A 22,669-nucleotide genomic window follows, 5' to 3' on the forward strand; every position below is an offset into this window, starting at 1 on the left:
CGGCGAAGCATGACAGCGCCAGCCGCCCCACGGCGGCTCAGGCCGAGGCGGCCCGTTGTTTTTTCTCGCGCCGGCGTTGCACCGAGGAGGGCAGGCCGAGGCCCTCGCGGTACTTGGCCACGGTGCGCCGGGCGATGTCGATCCCCTCGGCCTTGAGCAGGGCCACCAGGGCGTCGTCGGAGAGCACGGCGTCGGCCGGCTCGGCGTCGATCAGCCCCTTGATGCGGTGGCGCACCGCCTCGGCCGAGTGGGCCTCGGCGCCGTTGGTGGCGGCGATGGCCTGGGTGAAGAAGTACTTCAGCTCGAAGATGCCACGCGGGGTCATCAGGTACTTGTTGCTGGTCACCCGGCTGACCGTGCTTTCGTGCAGCTCGACGGCGGTGGCGATGTCGCGCAGGGTGAGCGGCTTCAAGTGGCTCACCCCGTGGGCGAAAAAGCCGTCCTGGCGGCGCACCAGCTCGGTCGCCACCTTGAGGATGGTGCGGGCCCGCTGGTCGAGCGCCCGGGTCAGCCACTGGGCGGTGGCCAGACGGTCGGCCAGGAAGGCCTTGTCCTCGCGCTTCAGCGAGCCCGAAACCCGGGCCAGATAGCGGTTGTTGACCAGCACCCGGGGCAGGGTGTCGGGGTTGAGCTCGACCAGCCAGCCGCCGTCCGGGGCCGGGCGCATCAGCACGTCGGGGATCAGGGTCTGCGCCGGGGCGGCGGCGAAATCGCTGCCCGGCTTGGGGTCGAGGCGGCGGATCTCGGCGATCATCCCGGCCAGATCGTCCTCGTCGACGCCGCAGATGTCGCGCAGGGCGGAGAGGTCGCGCCGGGCCAGCAGGTCGAGGTTGGCGAGCAGGGCTTCCATCGCCGGGTCGAGGCGGTTCTTCTCGGCCAGTTGCAGGGCCAGACACTCGGCCAGGTCGGCGGCGAAGACACCCGGCGGGTCGAGCCGCTTGAGGCGGGCCAGCACCGCCGCCACCTGGGCCGGGTCGGCGCCCAGTTGGGCCGCCAACTGGTCGGCCTCGGCGCGCAGGTAGCCGGCGGCGTCCAGGCCGTCGAGCAGGGCCAGGGCGATCAGCCGCTGGCCCGGGTCGGCGAACTCCAGGCCGATCTGGCGTTCCAGATGGCGGCGCAGGGTGTCGCCCTCGGCCAGGGTCTCCTCCAGGCTCGGCAACTCGCCGTCGCCGCCGCGCCCGCTGGCGCCCGGGGCGGCATAGGGGCTGGGCGCGGCCTCGCCCGGCGAGCCTTCGTCGTGGTTGTTGTCGTGCTCCACGTCGACCGGGGCCTCGCGGCGCGGGGCCAGGCCGTCGAGCACCCCCTGGTCGGCGCCGGGCCGGGTGTCGGTCGGCTCGACGCGGCCGGCGCCATCGTCCGGGCGCCGTTCGTCGCGTTCGAGAAGGGGGTTTTCGGCCAGCTCCGCCTCGACATAGGCGGTCAGCTCGAGGTTGTTCAGTTGCAGCAGCTTGATGGCCTGCTGCAACTGCGGCGTCATGACCAGCGACTGGCTCTGGCGGAGTTCCAGGCGGGGAGCAAAGGCCATGGCGGTCAGGCGCTAGAGCCGGAAACGGTCGCCCAGGTAGACGCGGCGGACGCCTTCATGGGCCACGATGTCATGCGGGGCGCCCTCCATCATCACCGAGCCTTCGTGCAGGATGTAGGCCCGGTCGACGATGTCCAGGGTTTCGCGCACGTTGTGATCGGTGATCAGCACGCCCAGGCCACGGTCCTTGAGCTGGGCGACCAGATCGCGGATGTCGCCGACGGCGATCGGGTCGATGCCGGCCAGCGGCTCGTCGAGCAGGATGTAGTGGGGCTGGCTGGCCAGGGCGCGGGCGATCTCGACCCGGCGCCGCTCGCCGCCGGACAGCGACAGGGCCGAGGCGCGCCGGAGGTGGCCGATGGCGAACTCGGTCAGCAGCAGGTCGAGCATTTCCTCGCGCAGGGCGGCGCTGGGTTCGACCAGTTCCAGCACGGCGCGGATGTTGTCCTCCACCGACAGGCCGCGGAAGATCGACGCTTCCTGGGGCAGGTAGCCGATGCCCAGGCGGGCCCGCCGGTACATGGGCAGGGTGGTGACGTCCTGGCCGTCGAGCAGGATCTTGCCGCTGTTGGGCGAGATCAGTCCGGTGATGCAGTAGAAGCAGGTGGTCTTGCCGGCGCCGTTGGGGCCGAGCAGGCCGACCGCCTCGCCCCGGCGCACCTTCACCGAGACATCGCGCAGCACCGGGCGGCGCTTGTAGCGCTTGCCCAGGCCGCTGGCCTCCAGCCCCTGGTTGTCGGCGACCAGACGCGGCTTTTCCGGCCGTCGCGGGGTGGCGGCGGCGGTCGGCCGGGCGGTGGCCTCGGCGGCGGGCGAGGGCTCGGCCCGCCGGCCCTTGCCGGTGGCTTTCGCGGCGCCGCTGGGGCGTTTCTGGTTGGCGAACAGTCGCACCCGCCTCATGCCTCGTCTGTCGGGGCCGCCGGCCCTTGGGGGTGGCGGTCGGATGGGGGAGTCCGTCGGCCCTACTGGCCGTCGGTCGGGGTTTCACTGTCCTGGCCGCGCGGGCTGATCACCGCCCGCACCCGGCCCTGGCCGCCGGCCCCCTGGGGGGAGCCGTAAAGGGTGCTCACCCCGGTGTTCAGGTCGACCACCGCCAGTTCGCCGGCCACCTGGTCGTCCTGGCGCACGATCTTAACCGAACCTTCCAGGGTGGCGATACCGGTTTTGGCCTCATAGCGTCCCTTGTTGCCGCGCACCGTTTCGGCGCCGTTGTCGATGACCACGTTGCCGAAGGCCTCGAAGCGGCTGATCTCCGAGCTGCCGCCCGCCGTCTCGACGAAATGGGCGGTCAGCACGTCGGCGGTGATGGTCCGCCCGTTGCGCACCGCGTGGGCCCGCCCCCGGGCCACCGCCAGCCGCTTGCGCTCGTAGTACTCCATCGACTGGTGGGCGGTGATCACCTGATCGGGGGTGGTCAGACGCACCGGGTCGCCGTTGAGGACCAGGGTGGCGGCCGGCACGTCGTAGGTCGCCGAGGCCCCGGTGGCGGTCTCGGTGGGCGAGGCGATGGTGACGTTGCCCTCGGCGTCCAGGCGCTGGATGTCGGTGCCGCCCCCCTCCTCGGCGTAGTGGGCGATCAAAAGGTCGGCCCGCACCGACACCGTGCCCCGGTTGGCCACCGCGTTGCCCCGGGCGATGAAGCGGTTGCGGTCGCGCTGCCATTCGATGCCGTCATCGGCCAGCACCTCGACCGGGGAGTCGCCGCGGCGGGCGAAGTCCAGGCCCTGGGCGGCCAGCGGCAGGGGCGTGGCGAGCAAAAGGACGGCCAGCAGGCCGGTGAGACGAACGGCGACCGGGGGCATGGCGGGGTTCGGGTCCTTGCGCTGTCTTTGGAGACTGTCTTCGGGGGAGGCTTCAGGGGGTTGGGCGGCCGGGACGCAGAACGACGCGGCTTTGGCCCAGGAAGCGGATGCGCGCCCCCTGGTCGATCAGCCTAAAGCCCTCGGCCCGCACCTCGCCGAACGGCCCGTGGCCGCTCACCCCATGATCCGAGCCGGCGGCGCCGGCGGCGAAATCCACCTCGGCGCGCGGGGTGTGCAACTCGTAGCCGCCATCGTGGAACAGGTTGACCTGGCCGATCAGGTCCAGCGTCTGTCCCGGCTGGTCGTAGAAGCCGCTGGCCGCCCCCAGCACCAGCCAGGTGCCGTCCTTCAGGGTGATGTCGGCCTTGGGCGCCTCGAGCTCGATGATCTTCGAGCCCGGGGCGGTTTCGCGGGCGCTGTCGGCGGTCACCGTGAACGGGCGGTTCTCGGCGTCGATACCGAAATAGCGGGCGTTGATCATGGACAGGGTGCCGACCCGGTCGGTCGACAGCGAGGACACCGACAGGGCGAAGCGGTCGGCCGTCTCGTTGACCTGCGGCCACAGCAGGATCAGGCCGACCAGGACCAGCGCGGTTGCCGGCAGCATCACCTTCATCAGGGCCACGAAACGCGAGTACAGACGCCACGAGGCGCGCCCCAGGCGCCGCTGGTTGGTGGGCGGACGGGCCCCGGGCAGGGGAACCGGCGGCGGGGCGGCGGCGTTTGGCACGGGCGCGGCGGTCTCCGGGGCGGGGCGGGGCATGGCGGGCTCTTTAAGGGCTCAGCCGAGGCCGGCGCGCAGCAGGTCGTGGATGTGCAGGATGCCGGCCGGCGGGCTGTCCGCATCGGCGCCGTCGGCGTGCACGAACAGGCTGGTGATGGCCAGATCGTTCATCACCTTCAGGGCTTCGCTGGCCAGGGCGCTTTCGCGGATGGTCTTGGGGCGCGGGCTCATCACCTCGCCGACGCTCTTGGCCAGCAGCTCGGGGCTCATGTGACGCCTGAGGTCGCCATCGGTGACGATGCCGAGCAGCCGGCCATCGGGTCCCTTCACCCCGACACAGCCCAGGCTGGCCCGGGTCATCACCAGCAGCGCCTCGCGCATCGGGGTGTCGCGGCCGACCAGGGGCATGGCCGGGCCGCCGTGCATCAGGTCGCGGACCAGCAGCAGCCGGCGGCCCAACTGGCCGCCCGGGTGGAAGCCCTGGAAATCGGCCGCCGTGAAGCCGCGCCGTTCGAGCAGGGCAACGGCCAGGGCATCGCCCAGGGCCATCATCAGGGTGGTCGAGGTGGTCGGGGCCAGACCGTGCGGGCAGGCCTCGGTGACCGGGGGCAGGGCGAGCACCACCTCGGCGGTGCGGGCCAGGGTGCTGTCGGGGCGCCCGGTCAGGGCGATCAGGCCGATGCCGTGGCGCCGGGTGTAGCCCAGCAGGTCGGCCAGCTCGGCCGTTTCCCCGGAATTGCTCAGGCCGATCACCACGTCATCGCGGGTGATCATGCCCAGGTCGCCGTGACTCGCCTCGGCCGGGTGGACGAAAAACGCCGGGCTGCCGGTGGAGGCCAGGGTGGCGGCGATCTTGCGCCCGACGTGGCCGCTCTTGCCCATGCCGGAGACCACCGCCCGGCCGGCCGCCCGGTCGATCAGGTCCACCGCGGCGACGAACGACGGGCCGAGGCTGTCGGCCAGGGCGCCCAGCGCCGTCGCCTCGGTGGCCAGGACCCGGCGCGCGGTGGCCACTTCGGGGGCGGCGTCCGAGGGGCTGGGCGGGTTGGCCAGGGGGCGGGGCGCGGAGGGCTGCACGAAAGGGCTCCTGAAACGGCATGGCGGGCCGGCCGGTGGGGCGGCCAGCGCGGAACATCCTGACGGGTGGGCATATAGGGGCATTGGGGGCCGCCGGTCACCCCCGACGGCGGTCGGCCGATTATGGCCGCAAAGAGCCGGGCGGGTCAATCGAGGCGCCGGTTCGGCCACGGCGGGCGGGCGGGCGGCGGCAGGCGGGTGGGCGGGCGGGCGGCGGCAGGCGGGCCGGCGGCCTCAGCCGTAGAGGAACGAGCAGGCCGCCACCGCCCCGGCGATGCCGGCGGCGTCGGCCAGCAGGGCGGCGGTCAGGGCGTGGCGCACCCGGCGCACCCCGGCCGCCCCGAAGTAGACCGCCAGCACGTAGAAGGTGGTCTCGGTCGAGCCCTGAAGGGTGCTGACCAGATAGCCCACGTAGCTGTCCGGGCCGATCGCCGGGTCGTTGATGGTGGCGGCGACGATGCCGTAGGCTCCGGAGCCCGACAGCGGCCTGAGCAGGGCCATGGGCAGGGCGTCGGCGGGCAGGCCGATGAAGCGCGTCACCTCGCCCAGCGGGGTGATCAAAAGGTCCATCGCCCCGCTGGCCCGGAACATGGCCACGGCAACCAGGATGGCGACCAGATAGGGGATGATCTTGAGGGCCACCTGGAAGCCGTCGCGCGCCCCCTCGACCAGCACTTCGTAGACCCTGACCCCCTTGAGCGCCCCGAAGCCCAGCAACAGGACGATCAGCCCGGGGATGATCCACGGCGCCACCACGGCGCCCTGCCAGATGGTCAGCGGGATCAGGGCGATGATCGAGGTCAGCACCAGGATCGACACCCAGGTCGGGTAGCCCTGACTGGCGTCGGTGCCCAGGTCGGGCAGGTCGGGAGCGGCGCCGGGGCTGGCCGGATTGCTGTCCGGTGCCTCTGATGGCGGCGTGGGGGGTGGCGAAGAAAAACGATTTTGCAGAAGCTTGGCGGACAAAATTGCCACCGTGGTTGAGCATAGCGTGGCAACCAGGGTGGTCGGCACGATGCCTGCCGGGTCGCTTGAGCCGGCGGCCGCGCGCAGGGCGATGATGCCGGTCGGCAGCAGGGTCACGCTCGAGGTGTTGATGGCCAGGAACAGGGCCATGGCGTTGCTCGCCGTGCCCTTGTGCGGGTTCAACTCGTCCAGCGCCTGCATGGCGCGGATGCCGAACGGCGTCGCCGCGTTGCCCAGGCCCAGGGCGTTGGCCGACATGTTGAGGATCATCGCCCCCATGGCCGGATGGTCGGGCGGCACGTCGGGGAACAGGCGCACCATCAGCGGACGCAGCAGGCGGGCGATGATGATCAAAAGGCCGCCGCGCTCGGCCACCTTCATCAGGCCAAGGAACAGGGCCATCACCCCGACCAGGCCGATGGCCAGGGTGACGGCGCCGCCGGCCGCCTCGATCACCGCCTGGCCGAGGGCGGCCATGGGGGTCAGGGCGTCCGGGGTGCCGGGGGGCGGGGTAAAGGTGATTTGGCGGACCGCGGCGACCGCGAAGGCGATCAGGACGAGGCCCAGAAAGATGACGTTCAAGGCGGCCCCTGGGGGCTAGATGTCGACTGGCCCGGGCTGGGCCGGGCGGTCGACCATGTGCACCACCTGCACCGGCTGGCCGACCTGCCGGCCGTTGACGGTGCGCCACTGCACGATCATCGGGGCCGGGGCCTGACCGGGGGCGGTCTCGCCGCGACCGCTGGCGATGATCTCGCGGCGGGGGGGCGGGGCGGCGAATTCCGGCTTGGGCTGGGGCAGCACGGCCACCTTGACCCGGGCCGGGCCGATGCCCTCCGGCTTGGGTCGGGGCAGCACCGGGGCCTCCATCAGGGCCGTTTCGACCAGCCCCGGCTTGGGTTCGGGCAGCACCGGGGCGGCGACGGCGGGGTGGGCCGGCCCGGCCGCCGGGGCGATGGCGGCCAGTTGCTCGGGGCTGTCGGTGGTGTTGCCGGTGGCGCTGTCGGTGGCGGCGCCGGCGCCGGCGTCAATCTCGGTGCCGGCCGGCGGCGCGGCCAACTCGGCCACCTGGACCGGGGCCAGCGGGGCGCTGCCCGGCAAGGCATAGGCCGGGGCGGGCAGGGCGGCCAGGGCGACCGCCTCGCGCTCGGCCCGATCCAGGGCCCGGGCCAGGGTCGGCACGCTGGGGAAGGGGGCGCCGGCAACCTGGGTCCACGGCCCTTCGCCGACCGCCGCCACCTGGATCTCGCGGCGGTCGAACAGACCGACCAGGCCCCGGAAATCATCGTCGGTGACGTAGGCCCCGGGCTGCTCGCAGACATCGCGGTCGGCCGACAGCATGCCTTCCAGCAGGCGGCAATCCTGGTCGAGGGCCAGCGAGGCGACATGCTCGTTGGTGCTGCGGCCGGTCAGCACGGTGGAGGTGACCGAGGCCCCGGTCATCAGGTCGGCCACCGTCAGGGCGCCGACGATGGGGGCGGCGCAGCCCGAGGCCAGCAGACCGGCCCCCAGCACCACACCGACCACCAGGGCCGGGCGGCGGGCCACCAGGGCCGGGCGGCGGGCCGGGTCGTTGTTCCGGCGGCTCGGCGGCGTGGTCCCCTGGCGTGTGGTCATCTTGTCCCCCTTGGAAATCTCGGGCCGGCCCTTTGGGCGGCCGTGCCGGCAGTGCGTCGTGAGGCGGTGGGCGGTGGTGTTTCCTGGACCCGGCTTTAATGCGTTGTGCCGAGTCTCGTTGCTTTCCGTCCCGGGTCTCGCAAGCTGTCAAGCTGGTCAAAAGAAAGGGGAGATCGGGCGCCCCGTCAACAGCCGATTTGACCCCTGGTGCGCCCGGTCACAGGGCATCGCGCGCGGGCCGGCGCGGGAGCGATCATGGGGGCGGTCGGGGAACCCAACTATCGCAATCGGTTGTGGGGTGCTTGTTGAAAGGGCTCTAAACCTTGTTCATGCGCTGCATGAGGTGTGAAAAAAAAGCGTCGGCGGCCCGGTCCAGGGGGCCGGAGTTGTCGATCTCGACCCGCCCCGGGTGGTCGACGGCGAAGGCGTCGGCCCGGGCGAGGCGCTCGGCGATCTCTTCGGCCGTCTCGCGGCCCCGGGTCAGCAGGCGCCGTTTGAGCTCCGCCGGGGCGACCCGGACGACCACCAGCATGAGATCAGGGAAGCGCCCGAGGGCCGCCGCGAGGTGGCCGCGCGAGCCGTTGACCACCACCCACAGGCCGCCGGCCAGCCAGCTTTCCACCTCCACCCCGACGCCGTAAGACAGGCCATGGCTCTGCCAGTCCAGGCAGAAGGCGCCGGCGGCGCGGCGGCGCGCGAAGTCGGCCGGGCTGAGGGCGACGTGGGCCTCGCCGCCGGCCCCGGCCGGGCGGGTGATGTAGCGGTGGGCGATGGTGATCGGCGGCGCCTTTTCGCCGGAGGTTTCCAGCCGCCCGGCCAGGGCGCCGAGCAGGCTGTCCTTGCCGGCCCCGGACGGGCCGACCACGTAAACCAGTCGGCCTGGGGTCCGTCGTCCGGTGTCGCGGGGGGAGGGGGTGTCGGGCATGATCGTCTGGGCTCCACTGCACGCTGGCCCCTTGGTTGGGGCGGTCGGGGGCGCCGGGCAAGGGCGGCGAGGCACCGTCACCGAACTTTCACGCCGCCCGGTCGGCGCCTTTTGCTGGCCTTCGGGCGGGGGCTCTGGCATCCCTCGGGGAACCATTGTCCGCCGCCGGGAGTTCCCTCCGTTGAAGATCCTTTCGCCTGATGGCCCGACCGTCGACCCCAGCGCCCGGGTCAGCGACTGCCGCCTTGGCCGCTTCACCGAGGTCGGCCCCCGGGCCCGCCTGACCGAGGTCACCCTGGGCGACTACAGCTACGTGGTCGAGGACGCCGAGATCACCTACACCACCATCGGCCGCTTCGCCAACATCGCCGCCCAGGTGCGCATCAACCCGGGCAACCACCCCATGGAACGGGCCTCGCAGCACCATTTCCAGTACCGCAGCGAAATGTACGGCCTGGGGCCGGACGACGCGGCGTTTTTCGAGTGGCGGCGGAGCTTCTGGACCGAGATCGGGCATGACACCTGGATCGGCCATGGGGCGGTGATCCTGCCCGGGGTGAGCGTCGGCCTGGGGGCGGTGGTCGGGGCCGGGGCGATCGTCACCAGGCCGGTGCCCGACTACGCCATCGTGGTCGGCAACCCGGCCCGGGTGCTGCGCCCGCGCTTCCCCGAGCACATCCAGGCGGCCTTGAAGCGCATCGCCTGGTGGGACTGGTCCCATGAGCACCTGAAACAGCGCCTGGGCGATTTCCGCACCCTGTCGGTGGACGCCTTCTGCCGCAAGTACGATCCCCTCTGAGCGGGCCGGGCGATGGATTTGCCGCTTGATCCCGCCGCCCTGGCCGGGCTTGGTCTGGTCTTTCTGCTCGCCGGAACGGTGAAGGGGGTGTTCGGCTTCGGCCTGCCGCTGGTCGGGGTGGGGTTGTCGGCGCTGTTCCTGCCGGCCGATCTGGTGATCGCCCTGAACGCCGTGCCGCCGCTCATCTCCAACCTGTGGCAGGCGCGCAGCGGCGGCCACCTGGGGGCGAACCTGCGCCGTCTGTGGCCGGCCCTGGTGGTGCTGCCGCCGGCCACCTGGCTGGGCGCCGGCTGGGCGGCCGATCTCGACCCGGACCTGCTGTACGGCGTGCTGGGGGTGATCGTGCTGGCCGTGCTCGGCCTGGGCGGGCTGGCCCCGGGACGTACTCTCCCGCCGCGTCTCGCCACCCCGGGCGGAGTGCTGGCCGGGCTGGCCGGCGGCCTGCTGGGCGGCCTGTCGACCATCAACGGGCCGCCGATCATCCTCTACCTGCTGGCCCTGGGGTTGGAGCGGGCGCTGTTCGTCTCCGCCCTCGGGCTGTTCTTCCTGGTCAGTTCGGCCAGCATCATCGTCGCCTATGGCGGGGTCGGGCTGCTCGATCTCGAGACCGGGCTGCTCTCCCTGGCCCTGACCGGGCCGGTGCTGGTTGGCATGGTCCTCGGCCAGCGACTGGGGCGGCGGCTGGAGCCGCGACGCTTCCAGGGCGGGGTGAAGCTGCTGCTGGGCCTGCTGGCGCTGAACATGATCCGCAAGGCGCTCTTCTGAGAGCGGTGGCCGATGGGCGAAATGTATTGGTGGTCGAAGTAAAGTTTCATCAAAGTATCGATTTTGAATTCTTCGTCAGGATGTGTGGTTTCCCGTTGTCCCTGATCTTGGATTTTTGGGGGCGGCCGGTTTGACAGTATGGGGGGTGCCGCCTATCTTTATCCCTTGGCACGCCCCTTGTACGGGCAACATCACGTTTCCAGGGAGCCTTCATTTTCATGTGTGGATTGTGCGGCGAGGTCCGTTTTGACGATGCTCCGGCCTCGGTCGAGGCGGTGGCGCGCATGGCCGAGGCCATGGTCCCCCGGGGCCCGGATGGCGGCGGCGTGCTGGCCCAGGGGCGGGTGGCGCTGGGCCATCGGCGCCTGAAGATCATCGACCTTTCGGAGCACGCCCAGCAGCCCATGGTCGACCCGGCGCTGGGCCTGTCCATCGCCTTCAACGGCTGCATCTACAACTACCGCGACCTTCGCGCCGAGCTGGAGGCGGTCGGCTACAGCTTCTTCTCCGAGGGCGATACCGAGGTCATCCTCAAGGCCTATCATCGCTGGGGGACGGCGGCGGTGGAGCGCTTCCACGGCATGTTCGCCTTCGCCCTCGTCGAGCGCGACAGCGGCCGCGTGGTGCTGGCCCGCGACCGCCTGGGCATCAAGCCGCTCTACCTGGCGCCCGGGCCACGGGGCGTGCGCTTTGCCTCGGCGCTGCCGGCCCTGCTCGCCGCCAGCGGGGTGGACACCGACATCGACCCGGTGGCCCTGCACCACTACATGACCTTCCACGCCGTGGTTCCGGCCCCGTTCACCCTGTTCAAGGGCATCCGCAAGCTGCCCCCGGCCACGGTGCGGGTGATCGAGCCCGATGGCGACACCCGCGACACCGTCTATTGGCAGCTTGCCGTCAACCCGTCCGAGGCGGACCACGCCGTTTCCGCCGGCGAGTGGGAAGAGCGCGTGCTGGCCGCCCTCAGAACCGCCGTGCGCCGCCGGCTGGTCGCCGACGTGCCGGTCGGCGTGCTGCTCTCCGGCGGCCTGGACAGCAGCCTGATCGTCGGCCTGCTGGCCGAGGAAGGGCAGCGGGGGCTCAACACCTTCTCGGTCGGCTTCGAGGCGGCGGGTGGGGAGTCGGGCGACGAGTTCCGCTATTCCGACGTCATCGCCCAGCACTTCGACACCCGCCACCACAAGATCTTCGTCGAAAGCGCCGGCCTGCTCGACTCGCTGGAACCGACCATCCGGGCCATGAACGAGCCCATGGTGAGCCACGACAACGTCGGCTTCTTCCTGCTCTCGCGCGAGGTCAGCAAGCACGTCCGCGTGGTCCAGAGCGGCCAGGGGGCGGACGAGGTGTTCGGCGGCTATCACTGGTACCCGCCGCTGCTCGACAGCGCCGACCCGGTGGGCGACTACGCCCGGGTGTTCTTCGACCGCGACCATGGCGAGATGGCCCGCGTGCTCGACCCCGGGATGCTGGCCGAGGACGTCAGCCGGGCCTTCGTGGCCGGCCACTTCGGGCTGCCCGGCGCGCCCCGCGCGGTCGACAAGGCGCTGCGGCTCGACACCACGGTGATGCTGGTCGACGATCCGGTGAAGCGGGTCGACAGCATGACCATGGCCTGGGGCCTGGAGGCCCGGGTGCCCTTCCTCGATCACGAACTGGTCGAGCTGGCCGGGCGCATCCCGGCCGAGCACAAGCTGGCCCAGGGCGGCAAGGGGGTGCTGAAGGAGGTCGCCCGGCGGGTCATCCCCTCGGCGGTGATCGACCGCCCCAAGGGCTATTTCCCGGTGCCGGCCTTGAAACACATCGAGGGGCCCTATCTTGAGTATGTGCGCGATGCCCTGACCCGGCCCCAGGCCCGCCAGCGCGGCCTGTTCAATCCCGACTACGTGGACGACCTGCTGGCCGCCGCCGGCCGGGGCGAGGGGCCGATCACCCCGCTCGGCGGCTCCAAGTTGTGGCAGGTCGCCCTGCTGGAACTGTGGCTGAGCGCCCAAGGTCTTTGATATCACCAGTCTTTGAGCCACCAGTCTTTAGGCACCACCAATCCGTGACATCAGCGAACAGGGAAAACGCCCCGATGGCCGACACCCGGAACAGAGGCCCCCTGGATCGCCAGGACATGGCCTCGCTGAAGAACTGGGGCGAGTTGCCGGACAGCCCGGCGGTCGAGCGCATGCGCCCGGAAACGGTGGTCGACGCCGGCTGGGGGCGGCTGATCTTCGCCCAGACCTTCGAGGGCCACGACCGCCTGATCGCCGAGGTGCTGAGCGAGCGCGAGGGCCAGCGCGACATCGCCTTCTACGTCCGCGATCCGCACGTGCTGCTGTCGATGGCGCCGCAGGACCTGTTCCTCGACCCCAGCCACACCTTCCGCCTGGATTTCGCCAACTACGCGCCGGCCGAGCGGTTGCCGGAGGGCTTCACGGTGCGCCGGCTGGCCGACTGGCAGGACGAGGAGCGCCTGAACCGCATCTACATGGGGCGCGGCATGGTGCCGGCCTGGGAGGGCTATTACACCAAGCACCTGGACGATTCGAGGCTGGTCTTCCTGGTCGCCGAGGACAGCCGTAGCGGGGCCATTGTCGGCGGGGTCACCGGCATCGACCACCGGGCCGCCTTCGAGGACCCGGACAACGGGTCCAGCCTGTGGTCGCTGGCGGTCGATCCCCAGTCGTCGCTGCCCGGGGTGGGCGAGGCCCTGGTGCGCGGCCTGATCGAGACCTTCAAGGAGGCGGGGCGCGCCTTCATGGACCTTTCGGTGATGCACGACAACGCCCAGGCGATCGCTCTTTACGACAAGCTCGGGTTCGCCCAGGTACCCGTGTACTGCATGAAAAAGCGTAACCCGATCAACGAGAAGCTGTTCATCGGTCCGCCCCCGGAGGCGGAGCTCAACGTCTACGCCCGCATCATCGTCGACGAGGCGCGGCGGCGCGGCATCGGGGTCGAGGTGCTCGATCCGGAGGCCGGGTACTTCTGTCTGTCGCTGGGCGGGCGCACCGTGGTCTGCCGGGAGAGCCTGAGCGAGATGACCTCCGCCATCGCCATGAGCCGCTGCGACGACAAGCAACTGACCCGCCGCCTGCTGGCCGGGGCCGGGCTGTCGGTGCCCGATCAGATCACCGTCGGCCCCAACCTGGAAGGCATGGAGGAGTTCCTCAACCGCCACCAGCGGGTGGTGGTGAAACCGGCGCGCGGCGAGCAGGGGCAGGGCATCAGCGTCGATCTGGCCACCCTGGACGAGGTCGAGGCGGCGGTCGGCGAGGCGCGCCGCTACTGCGACCGGGTGCTGGTCGAGCAGTTCGTCTCCGGCGACGACCTCAGGATCATCGTCATCGACTTCAAGGTGGTCGCCTGCGCGGTGCGCCGTCCGGCCAGCGTGAAGGGTGACGGCCGCCACACCATCCGCGAGCTGATCGACAAGCAGTCGCGCCGCCGGGCCGCCGCCACCGGGGGCGAAAGCCGCATCCCGCTGGACGCCGAGACCCACCGCTGCGTCGCCCTGGGCGGCTTCCAGATGGACGACGTGCTGGCCGCCGGACAGACCCTGGCGGTGCGCAAGACGGCCAACCTGCACACCGGCGGCACCATCCACGACGTCACCGACCGGGTCCACCGCAAGCTGATCGAGGCGGCGGTCAACGCCGCCCGGGCGCTCGACATCCCGGTGGTCGGGCTCGACTTCCTGGTGCCTGGCATCGGCGGGCCGGAGCATGTCATCATCGAGGCCAACGAGCGCCCCGGGCTGGCCAACCACGAGCCCCAGCCGACCGCCGAACGCTTCATCGACCTTCTGTTCCCGCAGACCCGCTACGCCGCGCCGCTGGCGGTCTGACGGGGCGCGCTGCCAAGGAGACACCTTCCGTGTCGCAAGACATCGCCATCGATCCTGCCTACCTGCTCGACGTTCTTCAGCGCCTGCTCGAGACGCCCAGCCCCTCGGGCATGACCGACGCCGCGGTGCATCTGGTGTGCCGCGAACTGGCGGCGATGGACATCCATTTCGAGCTGACCCGCCGGGGCGCCATCCGGGCCACCGTGCCGGGCCGGCGCTACAGCCCCGACCGGGCGATCATCGCCCACCTCGACACCCTGGGGGCGATGGTCAAGGGCCTCAAGGAGAACGGCCGCCTGTCGGTGGTGCCCATCGGCACCTGGTCGGCCCGCATGGCCGAGGGGGCGCGGGTGACCATCCACACCGACGACGGCCGGCACCGGGGCACCATCCTGCCCCTGAAGGCCTCCGGGCACACCTACAACAAGGAGATCGACAGCCAGCCCGGCGAGTGGACCAACCTTGAGATCCGGGTCGACGAGCCGGTGCGCGACCGGGCCGATCTGGTCGAGGTCGGCTTCAACGTGGGCGACACGGTCAGCGTCGACGCCCAGCCGGAGTTCCTGGACAACGGCTTCATCAACAGCCGCCACCTGGACGACAAGGCCGGCGTGGCGGCCCTGCTGGCCGCCGCCCGGGGCATTCATCAGGCGGGCATCGAGCTGCCCATCGAATGCCACCTTCTGTTCACCATTTCCGAAGAGGTCGGGGTGGGGGCCTCGCACATCCTGCACGGCGACGTGGCGGAGATGGTCTCGGTCGACAACGGCACCATCGCGCCGGGGCAGAACACCAGCGAGTATGGCGTCACCATCGCCATGCAGGACAGCTCCGGACCCTTCGACTGGCACCTCAACCGGCGCCTTATAGACCTCTGCGAGCGCCACGGCATCGAGCACAGCCGTGACGTCTTCCGCTACTACCGCAGCGACGCCGCGGCAGCCCTGGAAGCCGGCAACGACATCCGCACCGCGCTGGTCTGCTTCGCCGTCGATGCCTCGCACGGCTGGGAGCGCAGCCACCGCGACTCGCTGATCGCCACCGCCCGCCTGCTCGCCGCCTACATGCAAAGCCCGCTGATCTTCAAACGTGACCACAAGGCCCTGGGCCCGATCGACGACTTCCCGCCGCCGGAAGTGCAATTGGACGGCTGATCGACGACGCCGGGCGCCGGACGGCCGGGCTCAGTAGGTCATCACCCGGGGCAGATCCTTGGCCTGGGCAACCCAGTCGGCGACCTGCTTTTCCGAGGGCAGGGCGCGGACCAGCTTCTTCTCGCCGTTCACCTCTTCCATCTTGGCGTGCAGGTTGGCGGCGTTGCGCTGGGCCAGTTCGGGTACCGTGTCCACCCCGGCGGCCTCCAGCAGGTCGGCGTATTCCTCGCCCACCCCCTTGATGCGGAACAGGTCGGCCATGTTGCACCAGCGCAGGATCAGCTTGCCGGAGAGGCCAGAGGCCGCTTCCAGCTCCTTGCGGCCGGCCGGCGAGGCGCCTTTCTCAAGCAGCTTCTCGACCGTGCTCACCCCGGCCGCCGACAGCTTTTCGGCATACGCCGCGCCGATCCCCTCGATGTCCACCAGCTTGGTCATGGGTTCCTCCCGATGCCGACCATCCGTTGAACTGCCGGTCCGTCCGTCAGTCCTTTTGGCAGATGGGGCCTGGCTTGGCGACTTTCCAGTGCGAAACAGCATAAGTCGGCGGCGGGCGCGGCCCCCGGTGTCTGGCGACACAGCCGGCCTGCCGGCTTGACAGGCGGCCGAATGGCCCCAAATCTGCCGCCGGCTTTTCCCATCCGACACGTCGTTCGGAGAGACCCGATATCATGAGCGAGATGATCGCGCTGTCCGGCCTGACCCGCTGGTTCGGGCCGTTGTGTGCCGTGGACGGCATCAGCCTGTCGGTGAACAAGGGCGAGGTGCTCGGCTTCCTGGGCCCCAACGGGGCGGGCAAGACGACCACCATGCGCATGGCGGCGGGCTACCTCGAGCCCTCGGCCGGGCGCGCCGTGATCGCCGGCCACGATGTCGCCACCCAGCCGCTGGCCGCCAAGGCGGCGCTCGGCTACCTGCCCGAGGGGGCGCCGGCCTACGGCGACATGACGCCCGAGGGGTTCTTGAAGTTCGTCGCCGGGGTGCGCGGCCTGAAAGGGGAGGCGGCCAACACGGCGATCGCGCGGGCCATCGCGCGCACCGATCTTGCCGAGGTGCTGGGGCGGCCCATCGACACCCTGTCCAAGGGCTTCCGGCGCCGCGTCGGGCTGGCCCAGGCCATCCTGCACGACCCGCCGGTGCTGATCCTCGACGAGCCGACCGACGGCCTCGACCCCAACCAGAAGCACGAGGTGCGCCGCCTGATCGCCGACATGGCGGCGGAGAAGGCGATCATCGTCTCCACCCACATCCTGGAAGAGGTGGAGGCGGTCTGTTCGCGCGCCGTCATCATCGCCCGGGGCAGGCTGCTCGCCGATGGCACGGCCGAGGAACTGCTGGCCCGGCTGCCCCATCACAACGCCATCCGCCTGGGGCTGGCCTCCGAGGACAGCGAGCCCGCCCGCGCCGCCCTGGCCGATCTGCCCGGTGGCGGCGCCGTCGAGGTGCCGGCCGAAGGGGACGGGCTGCGTGTGCTGCCCGGCACGGCGCCGCCCGGCGACGTCATGGCGGCGGTGATGGCCGCCCTGGGCACAGCCGGGATCAGGCCGCGCGAGGTCTACGTCGAGCGTGGCCGGCTGGACGACGTGTTCCGCCGCATCACCGCCGATCCCGCCGACGCCGCGTAAGAAGAGGCCCCACCATGCCCAACTTCCTCGCCCCCGTCTGGGTGATCGCCCGCCGCGAACTGGCCGGCTACTTCGCCACCCCGGTGGCCCTGGTCTTCATCGTCATCTTCCTCGCCGTCTCCGGGGCGCTGACCTTCTATGTCGGCGGCTTCCTGGAGCGTGGGCAGGCCAGCCTGGATGCCTTCTTCCTGTTCCATCCCTGGCTCTACCTTTTGCTCATTCCCGCCCTGTCCATGCGCCTGTGGGCCGAGGAGCGCAAATCCGGCAGCGCCGAGCTGCTGATGACCCTGCCCCTGTCGGTGTCCCAGGCGGTGCTCGGCAAGTTCCTGGCCGCCTGGGCCTTCGCCGGGGTGGCCCTGGCCCTGACCTTTCCCATGTGGCTGACCGTGAACATCCTGGGCGACCCGGACAACGGGGTGATCGTCGCCGGCTATCTGGGCAGCTTCGCCATGGCCGGGGCCTTCCTGGCGGTCGGCGGCTGCATGTCGGCGCTGACCACCAATCAGGTGATCGCCTTCATCCTGGGGGCGGCGGTGTGCTTCCTGTTCACCATGAGCGGGGTGGACATGGTGCTCGACCTGTTCCGCGCCTGGGCCCCGCCGCTGATCGTCGACAGCGTCGCCGGCCTGAGCTTCCTGACCCACTTCAACGCCCTGAGCCAGGGGGTGATCGGGCTGGCCGACGTCATCTTTTTCGCCTCCATGATCGTCTTCTGGCAGTTCGCCACGGTGCTGGCGGTCAGCCGCACGCGGGGGGCCTGACCATGCCCGCGCCGATGCCATCGCCTGTTGTTCCGGTGCAGAGGGTCGCCTCGCCATGATGCGCTTTCTTGAAACCCGCCGCTCCTCCACCCTGGCCATTGCCGGACTGGTGCTGGGCGCGCTGATCTTCCTGTTGGTCAACGTGCTGGCCCAGGCCGGGGTCAAGCAGGCCCGGCTCGATCTGACCGAGGGCGGCCTCTACACCGTCTCGGACTCGACGCGCCGGGTGCTCAAGGACCTGCCGGCGCCGATCACCGCCACCCTCTATTTCTCGTCCAACCTGGGCGAGGCGGTGCCGCGCTACCGGGAGTACTTCGAGCGGGTGCGCGACCTGCTGGCCCGCTACCGCGACCTGTCGCGCGGCCGGTTGACCCTGAAGGTGGTCGAGCCCGAGCCCTTCAGCCCGGCCGAGGACCGCGCCGTGGCCGCCGGCCTGCAGGGCGTGCCGATCACCCAGGCCGGCGATCCGGGCTATTTCGGGCTGGTCGCCACCGACAGCACCGACGGCCGCGAGGTCATCCCCTTCTTCAATCTGGACCGCGAAGCCTTCCTGGAATACGACCTGACCCGCCTGTTCCTCTCCCTGGCCGACCCCGAGCGGCCGGTGGTCGGGCTGCTCGCCGGGTTGCCGCTGACCGGCTCGGGCAGCCCGCCGATGGCCATGGGCGGCCAGCCGCCGGGCGGTCAGCCGTGGCTGATCGTCGAGCAGATCCGCCAGTTCTTCGACCTCAAGTCCCTGCCCGACGACGCCACCCCCATCCCCGGCGATGTGGACGTGCTGATGGTGGTCGCCCCGTCGCGGCTTTCCGAGGCGGCGCTTTACGCCATCGACCAGTACGCCCTGTCCGGCGGCCCGGTGCTGATGTTCGCCGACCCGGTGGCCGAAACCGCTGCCCTGGAGCGTCGCCCGCCGGGGGCCGACACCGGCAGCGACGTGGCGCCGCTGCTCGCCGCCTGGGGCATCGACTGGGACGCCGGCAAGGTGGCCCTGGACGCCGAGGCGGCGCGCCGCGTCGCCGCCCGGGGCACCCTGGGTCGCCAGCAGGTGATCGACTATCTGGCCTGGCTGTCGCTGACCCCGCGCAACCTGTTGCCCGGCGAACCCATGGTCGGCGACCTGGAGGCGCTCAATCTGGCCACCGCCGGGGTGCTGACCCCGATCGAGGGCAGCGGGGTCGAGGTGACGCCGCTGATCACCACCTCGCCGCGCTCTGATACCGCCGACTCCGGCCTGTTCGAGGGCCGGCCCGACCCCATGGACCTGCTCGCCGGCTTCACCCCGCGCGGCCAGTCCCTGCTGCTCGCCGCCCGGCTGCGCGGCGACATCGCCACTGCCTACCCGGACGGCCCGCCCGAGGGGGTCGAGGCCGGCGCGGCGACGCCGCTCGCCAAGTCGGTGGCGCCGCTCAATGCCGTGGTGGTGGCCGACGCCGACATGCTCTACGAGCAGTTCTGGGCCACCCGGGCCGACTTCTTCGGGCAGGCCATGACCGTGCCCCAGGCCGACAACCACAATCTGGTCATCAACGCCCTGGAATCCCTGTCCGGCGGCGAGGCCCTGGCCGACCTGCGCGGGCGCGGCACCACCGAACGCCCGTTCACCCTGATCCAGGACATCCGCCGGCAGGCCGAGTTGACCTTCCGGGCCAAGGAGGAGCAGCTCAGCCAGCGGCTCGACGAGCTGACCCAGCGCCTTCAGGAAATCCAGTCGGCCGGCGGTCAGGCCGGGCAGGCCCTGCTCTCGGAGGCCGAACGCCAGGAAGTGGATCGCTTCCGCGCCGAGATGCTGGAGGTGCGCCAGGAGTTGCGCGCCGTCCAGCACGCCATGCGCCAGGAGATCGAAACCGTGAAGGCAACCGTGCGCTGGCTCAACATCGCCGGCCTGCCGGTGTTGCTGACCGGGGTCGCCATCGGCGCCGTGATCCTGCGGCGGCGGCGCCGCGCCGCCGCCCAACCCCCCGTTTCCGCCGGACAGGAGTCCTGACGCCATGAAGCCCGTGACCGTCGCCTGGATGGCCGCCGTCGCCCTGGCCCTGGCCGTCCTGACCGCCGTCACCCTGCTCAGTCGCCCCATCGCCGCCCCGGTGGACGTCGCCGGCCGCGTCCTGCCCGGCCTGCTGGACCGCCTGGACGAGGTGGCCGCCGTGCGCGTCGAGGACGCCGACGGGCAGATCGACGTGGTCCGCCTGGATGGGGCGTGGCAACTGCCCGGCCACGACAGCTACCCGGCCCGCGCCGAGGCGGTGAAAAGCCTGCTGATCGATCTGGCCCGCATGGAAAAGGTGGAAGCCAAAACCGATGATCCCGACCTGTACGGTCGCCTGAAGGTGGCCGACCGGGACACCGAGGGCGCGCGCTCCATCCTGGTCGCCCTGCTCGGCGAGGACGGACAGCCCATCGACCGCCTGCTGGTCGGCAAGCGGGCCACCGTGCTGGGCGAGGAAGGCGGCGTCTTCGTGCGCCGCCCGGGCGAGGCCCGCAGTTGGCTGGCCACCGGCACCGTGCAACCCGACTCCTCGGTGCGCGAATGGGCCGAGCGCGACCTGATGGACCTCGAGGAAAGCCGCCTCGCCCGGGTCCACGTCACCCCGGCCCAGGGCACGCCCTTCACCCTGGTCCGCCAAAGCCCCGAGGCCGACGGCTTCACGCTCCAGGAGGTGCCCGAGGGCAAGGCCCAGAAAGGCGACCACATCCTGACCCCCGTGGCCCGCGTGCTGACCGACGCCAAACTCGACGACGTGGCCCCCGAAAACGCCATCGAGCTGGACCCCGCCAGCACCATCAAGGCCACCTTCGAAACCTTCGACGGCCTCACCGTGGGGCTCGAAATGAGCCACGAAGCCGGCACCGAAACCGCCGAGGGCCCGGCCCCCTATTGGGTCCGCATCAGCCTGACCCTGCCCGAAAACGGCCTCGATGAAACCCTCGCCGAACAGGCCACCACCTGGCAACAACGCACCCAGGGACGCCTGTTCAGACTGCCCGGCTTCAAAACCGCACCACTGGAAAAATCCCTCGACGACCTGATCACCACCCCCAGCCCCGACACCCGCTGACCCTGCCAACCGCCGGGGGCTGCCGGCACCGCTGTGGGTTGACACCTGATCTTGGAGGGAGGCGGGATATGGTGGGATCGGGCGGGATGTGGCGGGATGGCTGGGGTTTCGGGGCGGGCCGTCGTCCGGCCTCGTTTTTGGAGTAGGCGCCGGAAACGGCCGGATCGACACTTGATGTTGGAGGGCGACCATCCCGTCGCCAGCGGCCTCCCAACCGGCTCTCAACAGTCCCAACGATATACCCCCAAAACGACAGCACGCCAGCGCGCGCACCCTTGAGCTTGCGCGATGATCTCGGGCAGGTTGTTGCTGGGGCGAATTCACCACCTTCAGGCCCGGCGTTTGCTCTGCCCGTCAGTGGGGGCGGCGCGAAGGTCTCGCCGGAGGTGCTGCAGGGCGAGCTTCAGTGCCACCTTGCGGTCGTCGGGGTCGTCGTAAGCGGCAACCAGGTCGGCGTGGATACGGGCGGCCAAGCGGCCAAGATCGCGGGGCGGCAGGCCCACGTTCTCCTCGCGATAGACCGCGATGATGCCGTCGACGAGGTGCGCATGCAGCTCCTCATCGAAGTCCCCGGTGCTCCGAGCATCATCAGGCGACGGCGGGGCCGCATCGAGCGCGGGCCGCATGCTTCCATGTCCCGTCGCCAGCCAGTCCAGACTGACTCCCTTCTCGGCAGATAGGCGGGCTAGGACCGACAGCGGTGGGCTCGTAGAGCCTTTGGCATAACGAGCCAACTGGTCGGTTGAGACCCCAAGCTTATTAGCGGCCTCTCGCTTTGTCCCAAAAAGAGATATGGCTGCGGAAAAGCGGAATCCGACTTTGGCGGCGGAACTCGGATGATCGGCATCCGACTTTTTTTCAGCATCCATGTTTCGGCAACCCATTGATATAAAATGGCAAAACCGGAGGGCCGCCTATGGGCGGCGCTTTGCGAACCCGGATGCCGCTTTTCTGCTTGAAGAGCCGCTTATAAGCGGTCATCATCCCTACCAACGTAGTTACAAACGTAAGCGTCACCCCCTAGAGAAACCGGCCCTGGCGGGGGCCGGCGGGAGCGAGGATGAATCTGCGCGCCATCAAGCACCGAGCGATCGACATCCGGGGCCTGCTGCACAAGCGGGGCCTGACGCTGACCGGCGTGGCGCTCGCGGCGGGGCTGCCCGAGGCGGCCTGCCGGGTGGCGCTGCGCCAGCCCTACTACCACGCGGAGCAGGCCATTGCCCGGGCCCTCGACACGACGGCCCAGCGCCTGTTCCCCGAGCGGTACGAGCCGGACGGCACGCCGCTTCATCCACCCAAAGACGGTAGCGCGGCGGCGCCCCCGCCCGCCAGTCAAAAGCGCGACTGCGCCTGAACAGGAGACTCGCGGTGCGTGAACAGGATCGTCTTCGCCCCACCGGAGAGACCGAGCGATGAAGGAACGGATGACGGAACGGATGGCGGAACCGATGAAGGAACTGGGGCTGAACACGGTCGCCCTGTCGGACGTTGACGTGGGCGACCGCCTGCGGGCGGTGGACGAGGCGTATGCGCATCTGCTGGCGGAGAACATCGCCGAGGTGGGGTGCCTGCGCCAGCCGATCGAGGTGCGGCGCCTGACGGCGAAGACGTACCGGCTGATCGCCGGCGCCCACCGTTTGCGGGCCGCCGAGCTTCTGGGGTGGTCGGACATCCCGGCGTTCGTCTACCAGGGGTCGGACGAAGCGGCGCGGCTGCGAGAGATCGACGAGAACCTGGTTCGGCACGAGCTGAACCCGCTGGACCGGGCCGTGTTCCTGGCGCAGCGCAAGGAAGTCTACGAGCGCCTGCATCCAGAGGCAAAACGAGGTGGAGATCGGCGCAGCGAGGCGGCCGCCGACCAAACGGACACGATGTCCGTTTGGTCGTTCAGCCGCGACACCGCCGAGCGTTGCGGACTGACCGACCGGACCATCCGACGGGCGGTGAGCATCGCCACCGGGTTGGCCCCGGATGTGCGGCGGGCCCTGGTGGGTACGCCGCTGGCCCGGGCGCAGAAGGAGCTGCTGGATCTGGCACGGCTGCC

21 protein-coding genes and 1 pseudogene are annotated in these 22,669 nt (G+C 70.6%); 11 read left to right on the forward strand and 11 right to left on the reverse strand.

The window, feature by feature from the left end; translation table 11 throughout:
* Nucleotides 1–37: 37 nt before the first annotated feature.
* From rpoN to phnN, 8 genes are all read right to left on the reverse strand, one after another.
* Nucleotides 38–1,525 carry an RNA polymerase factor sigma-54 gene (gene rpoN / locus BLR95_RS09760; protein WP_092619047.1) on the reverse strand — a complete coding sequence of 496 codons (1,488 nt, stop codon included), beginning with the start codon at nt 1,523–1,525 and terminating at the stop codon, nt 38–40.
* A gap of 12 nt (nt 1,526–1,537) precedes the next feature.
* Nucleotides 1,538–2,425, reverse strand: a complete 888-nt coding sequence (gene lptB / locus BLR95_RS09765; RefSeq protein WP_092619050.1) for an LPS export ABC transporter ATP-binding protein — start codon at nt 2,423–2,425, stop codon at nt 1,538–1,540.
* A 62-nt stretch (nt 2,426–2,487) separates the two neighbouring features.
* Complete coding sequence (locus BLR95_RS09770; protein ID WP_092619053.1) at nt 2,488–3,327, reverse strand: LptA/OstA family protein; 840 nt, start codon at nt 3,325–3,327, stop codon at nt 2,488–2,490.
* Nucleotides 3,328–3,379: 52 nt separating this feature from the next.
* A complete protein-coding gene (lptC, locus tag BLR95_RS09775) occupies nt 3,380–4,090 on the reverse strand; it encodes an LPS export ABC transporter periplasmic protein LptC (protein ID WP_092619056.1) in 711 nt (236 codons plus the stop codon).
* Nucleotides 4,091–4,108: 18 nt separating this feature from the next.
* The gene (locus BLR95_RS09780) at nt 4,109–5,128 is read right to left on the reverse strand and encodes a KpsF/GutQ family sugar-phosphate isomerase (protein ID WP_281241293.1); all 1,020 of its coding nucleotides are present in this window, start codon (nt 5,126–5,128) and stop codon (nt 4,109–4,111) included.
* Nucleotides 5,129–5,362: 234 nt separating this feature from the next.
* Complete coding sequence (locus BLR95_RS09785; protein WP_092619062.1) at nt 5,363–6,676, reverse strand: nucleoside recognition domain-containing protein; 1,314 nt, start codon at nt 6,674–6,676, stop codon at nt 5,363–5,365.
* Nucleotides 6,677–6,691: 15 nt separating this feature from the next.
* Nucleotides 6,692–7,711 (reverse strand): hypothetical protein, encoded by a 1,020-nt coding sequence (locus BLR95_RS16245; protein ID WP_092619065.1) that lies wholly within the window; start codon nt 7,709–7,711, stop codon nt 6,692–6,694.
* A gap of 316 nt (nt 7,712–8,027) precedes the next feature.
* The gene (gene phnN / locus BLR95_RS09795) at nt 8,028–8,636 is read right to left on the reverse strand and encodes a phosphonate metabolism protein/1,5-bisphosphokinase (PRPP-forming) PhnN (protein ID WP_092619068.1); all 609 of its coding nucleotides are present in this window, start codon (nt 8,634–8,636) and stop codon (nt 8,028–8,030) included.
* Between the two features lie 181 nt (nt 8,637–8,817).
* Here phnN and BLR95_RS09800 point away from each other — a divergent pair, with 181 nt between their 5' ends.
* From BLR95_RS09800 to BLR95_RS09820, 5 genes are all read left to right on the forward strand, one after another.
* Nucleotides 8,818–9,435 carry a DapH/DapD/GlmU-related protein gene (locus tag BLR95_RS09800; RefSeq protein ID WP_245689410.1) on the forward strand — a complete coding sequence of 206 codons (618 nt, stop codon included), beginning with the start codon at nt 8,818–8,820 and terminating at the stop codon, nt 9,433–9,435.
* A gap of 12 nt (nt 9,436–9,447) precedes the next feature.
* Entirely contained in the window at nt 9,448–10,200 is a 753-nt protein-coding gene (locus BLR95_RS09805) for a sulfite exporter TauE/SafE family protein (RefSeq protein WP_092619073.1), read from the forward strand.
* Nucleotides 10,201–10,418: 218 nt separating this feature from the next.
* Entirely contained in the window at nt 10,419–12,200 is a 1,782-nt protein-coding gene (locus tag BLR95_RS09810; protein ID WP_092619076.1) for an N-acetylglutaminylglutamine amidotransferase, read from the forward strand.
* 74 nt (nt 12,201–12,274) lie between these two features.
* Entirely contained in the window at nt 12,275–14,032 is a 1,758-nt protein-coding gene (gene ngg / locus BLR95_RS09815; protein WP_176787765.1) for an N-acetylglutaminylglutamine synthetase, read from the forward strand.
* Nucleotides 14,033–14,061: 29 nt separating this feature from the next.
* On the forward strand, nt 14,062–15,186 hold the full coding sequence (locus tag BLR95_RS09820) for an osmoprotectant NAGGN system M42 family peptidase (protein ID WP_092619079.1): 1,125 nt from the start codon (nt 14,062–14,064) through the stop codon (nt 15,184–15,186).
* A gap of 30 nt (nt 15,187–15,216) precedes the next feature.
* Here the strand turns inward: BLR95_RS09820 and BLR95_RS09825 are convergent, their stop codons facing one another.
* Nucleotides 15,217–15,621, reverse strand: coding sequence for a DUF4332 domain-containing protein (locus BLR95_RS09825; protein WP_092619082.1), 405 nt, complete (start codon nt 15,619–15,621; stop codon nt 15,217–15,219).
* A 233-nt stretch (nt 15,622–15,854) separates the two neighbouring features.
* Between BLR95_RS09825 and BLR95_RS09830 the strand changes: the two genes are divergently transcribed.
* The 4 genes from BLR95_RS09830 to BLR95_RS09845 are packed head-to-tail and all read left to right on the forward strand — an operon-like array spanning nt 15,855 to nt 20,625.
* The gene (locus BLR95_RS09830; protein WP_218119527.1) at nt 15,855–16,808 is read left to right on the forward strand and encodes an ABC transporter ATP-binding protein; all 954 of its coding nucleotides are present in this window, start codon (nt 15,855–15,857) and stop codon (nt 16,806–16,808) included.
* A gap of 14 nt (nt 16,809–16,822) precedes the next feature.
* Complete coding sequence (locus BLR95_RS09835; RefSeq protein ID WP_092619085.1) at nt 16,823–17,569, forward strand: ABC-2 transporter permease; 747 nt, start codon at nt 16,823–16,825, stop codon at nt 17,567–17,569.
* 55 nt (nt 17,570–17,624) lie between these two features.
* Complete coding sequence (locus tag BLR95_RS09840) at nt 17,625–19,553, forward strand: Gldg family protein (RefSeq protein ID WP_092619088.1); 1,929 nt, start codon at nt 17,625–17,627, stop codon at nt 19,551–19,553.
* 4 nt (nt 19,554–19,557) lie between these two features.
* Nucleotides 19,558–20,625 (forward strand): DUF4340 domain-containing protein, encoded by a 1,068-nt coding sequence (locus BLR95_RS09845; RefSeq protein WP_092619090.1) that lies wholly within the window; start codon nt 19,558–19,560, stop codon nt 20,623–20,625.
* Nucleotides 20,626–20,954: 329 nt separating this feature from the next.
* Here BLR95_RS09845 and BLR95_RS16095 read toward each other — a convergent pair whose 3' ends face one another.
* Entirely contained in the window at nt 20,955–21,251 is a 297-nt protein-coding gene (locus BLR95_RS16095) for a hypothetical protein (protein ID WP_245689411.1), read from the reverse strand.
* 6 nt (nt 21,252–21,257) lie between these two features.
* Nucleotides 21,258–21,509 (reverse strand): annotated as a pseudogene (locus tag BLR95_RS16325) (helix-turn-helix domain-containing protein); the annotation flags it as partial.
* Between the two features lie 176 nt (nt 21,510–21,685).
* Between BLR95_RS16325 and BLR95_RS09855 the strand changes: the two are divergent.
* Together BLR95_RS09855 and BLR95_RS09860 are read left to right on the forward strand one after the other, a co-directional pair.
* Complete coding sequence (locus BLR95_RS09855; RefSeq protein ID WP_092619096.1) at nt 21,686–21,979, forward strand: helix-turn-helix domain-containing protein; 294 nt, start codon at nt 21,686–21,688, stop codon at nt 21,977–21,979.
* A gap of 58 nt (nt 21,980–22,037) precedes the next feature.
* Nucleotides 22,038–22,669, forward strand: a 632-nt coding sequence (locus BLR95_RS09860; RefSeq protein ID WP_092619099.1) for a ParB N-terminal domain-containing protein, incomplete at its 3' end; no start/stop codon positions are given.

Source organism: Roseospirillum parvum (genome assembly GCF_900100455.1).
Taxonomy (GTDB): Bacteria; Pseudomonadota; Alphaproteobacteria; order Rhodospirillales; family Rhodospirillaceae; genus Roseospirillum; species Roseospirillum parvum.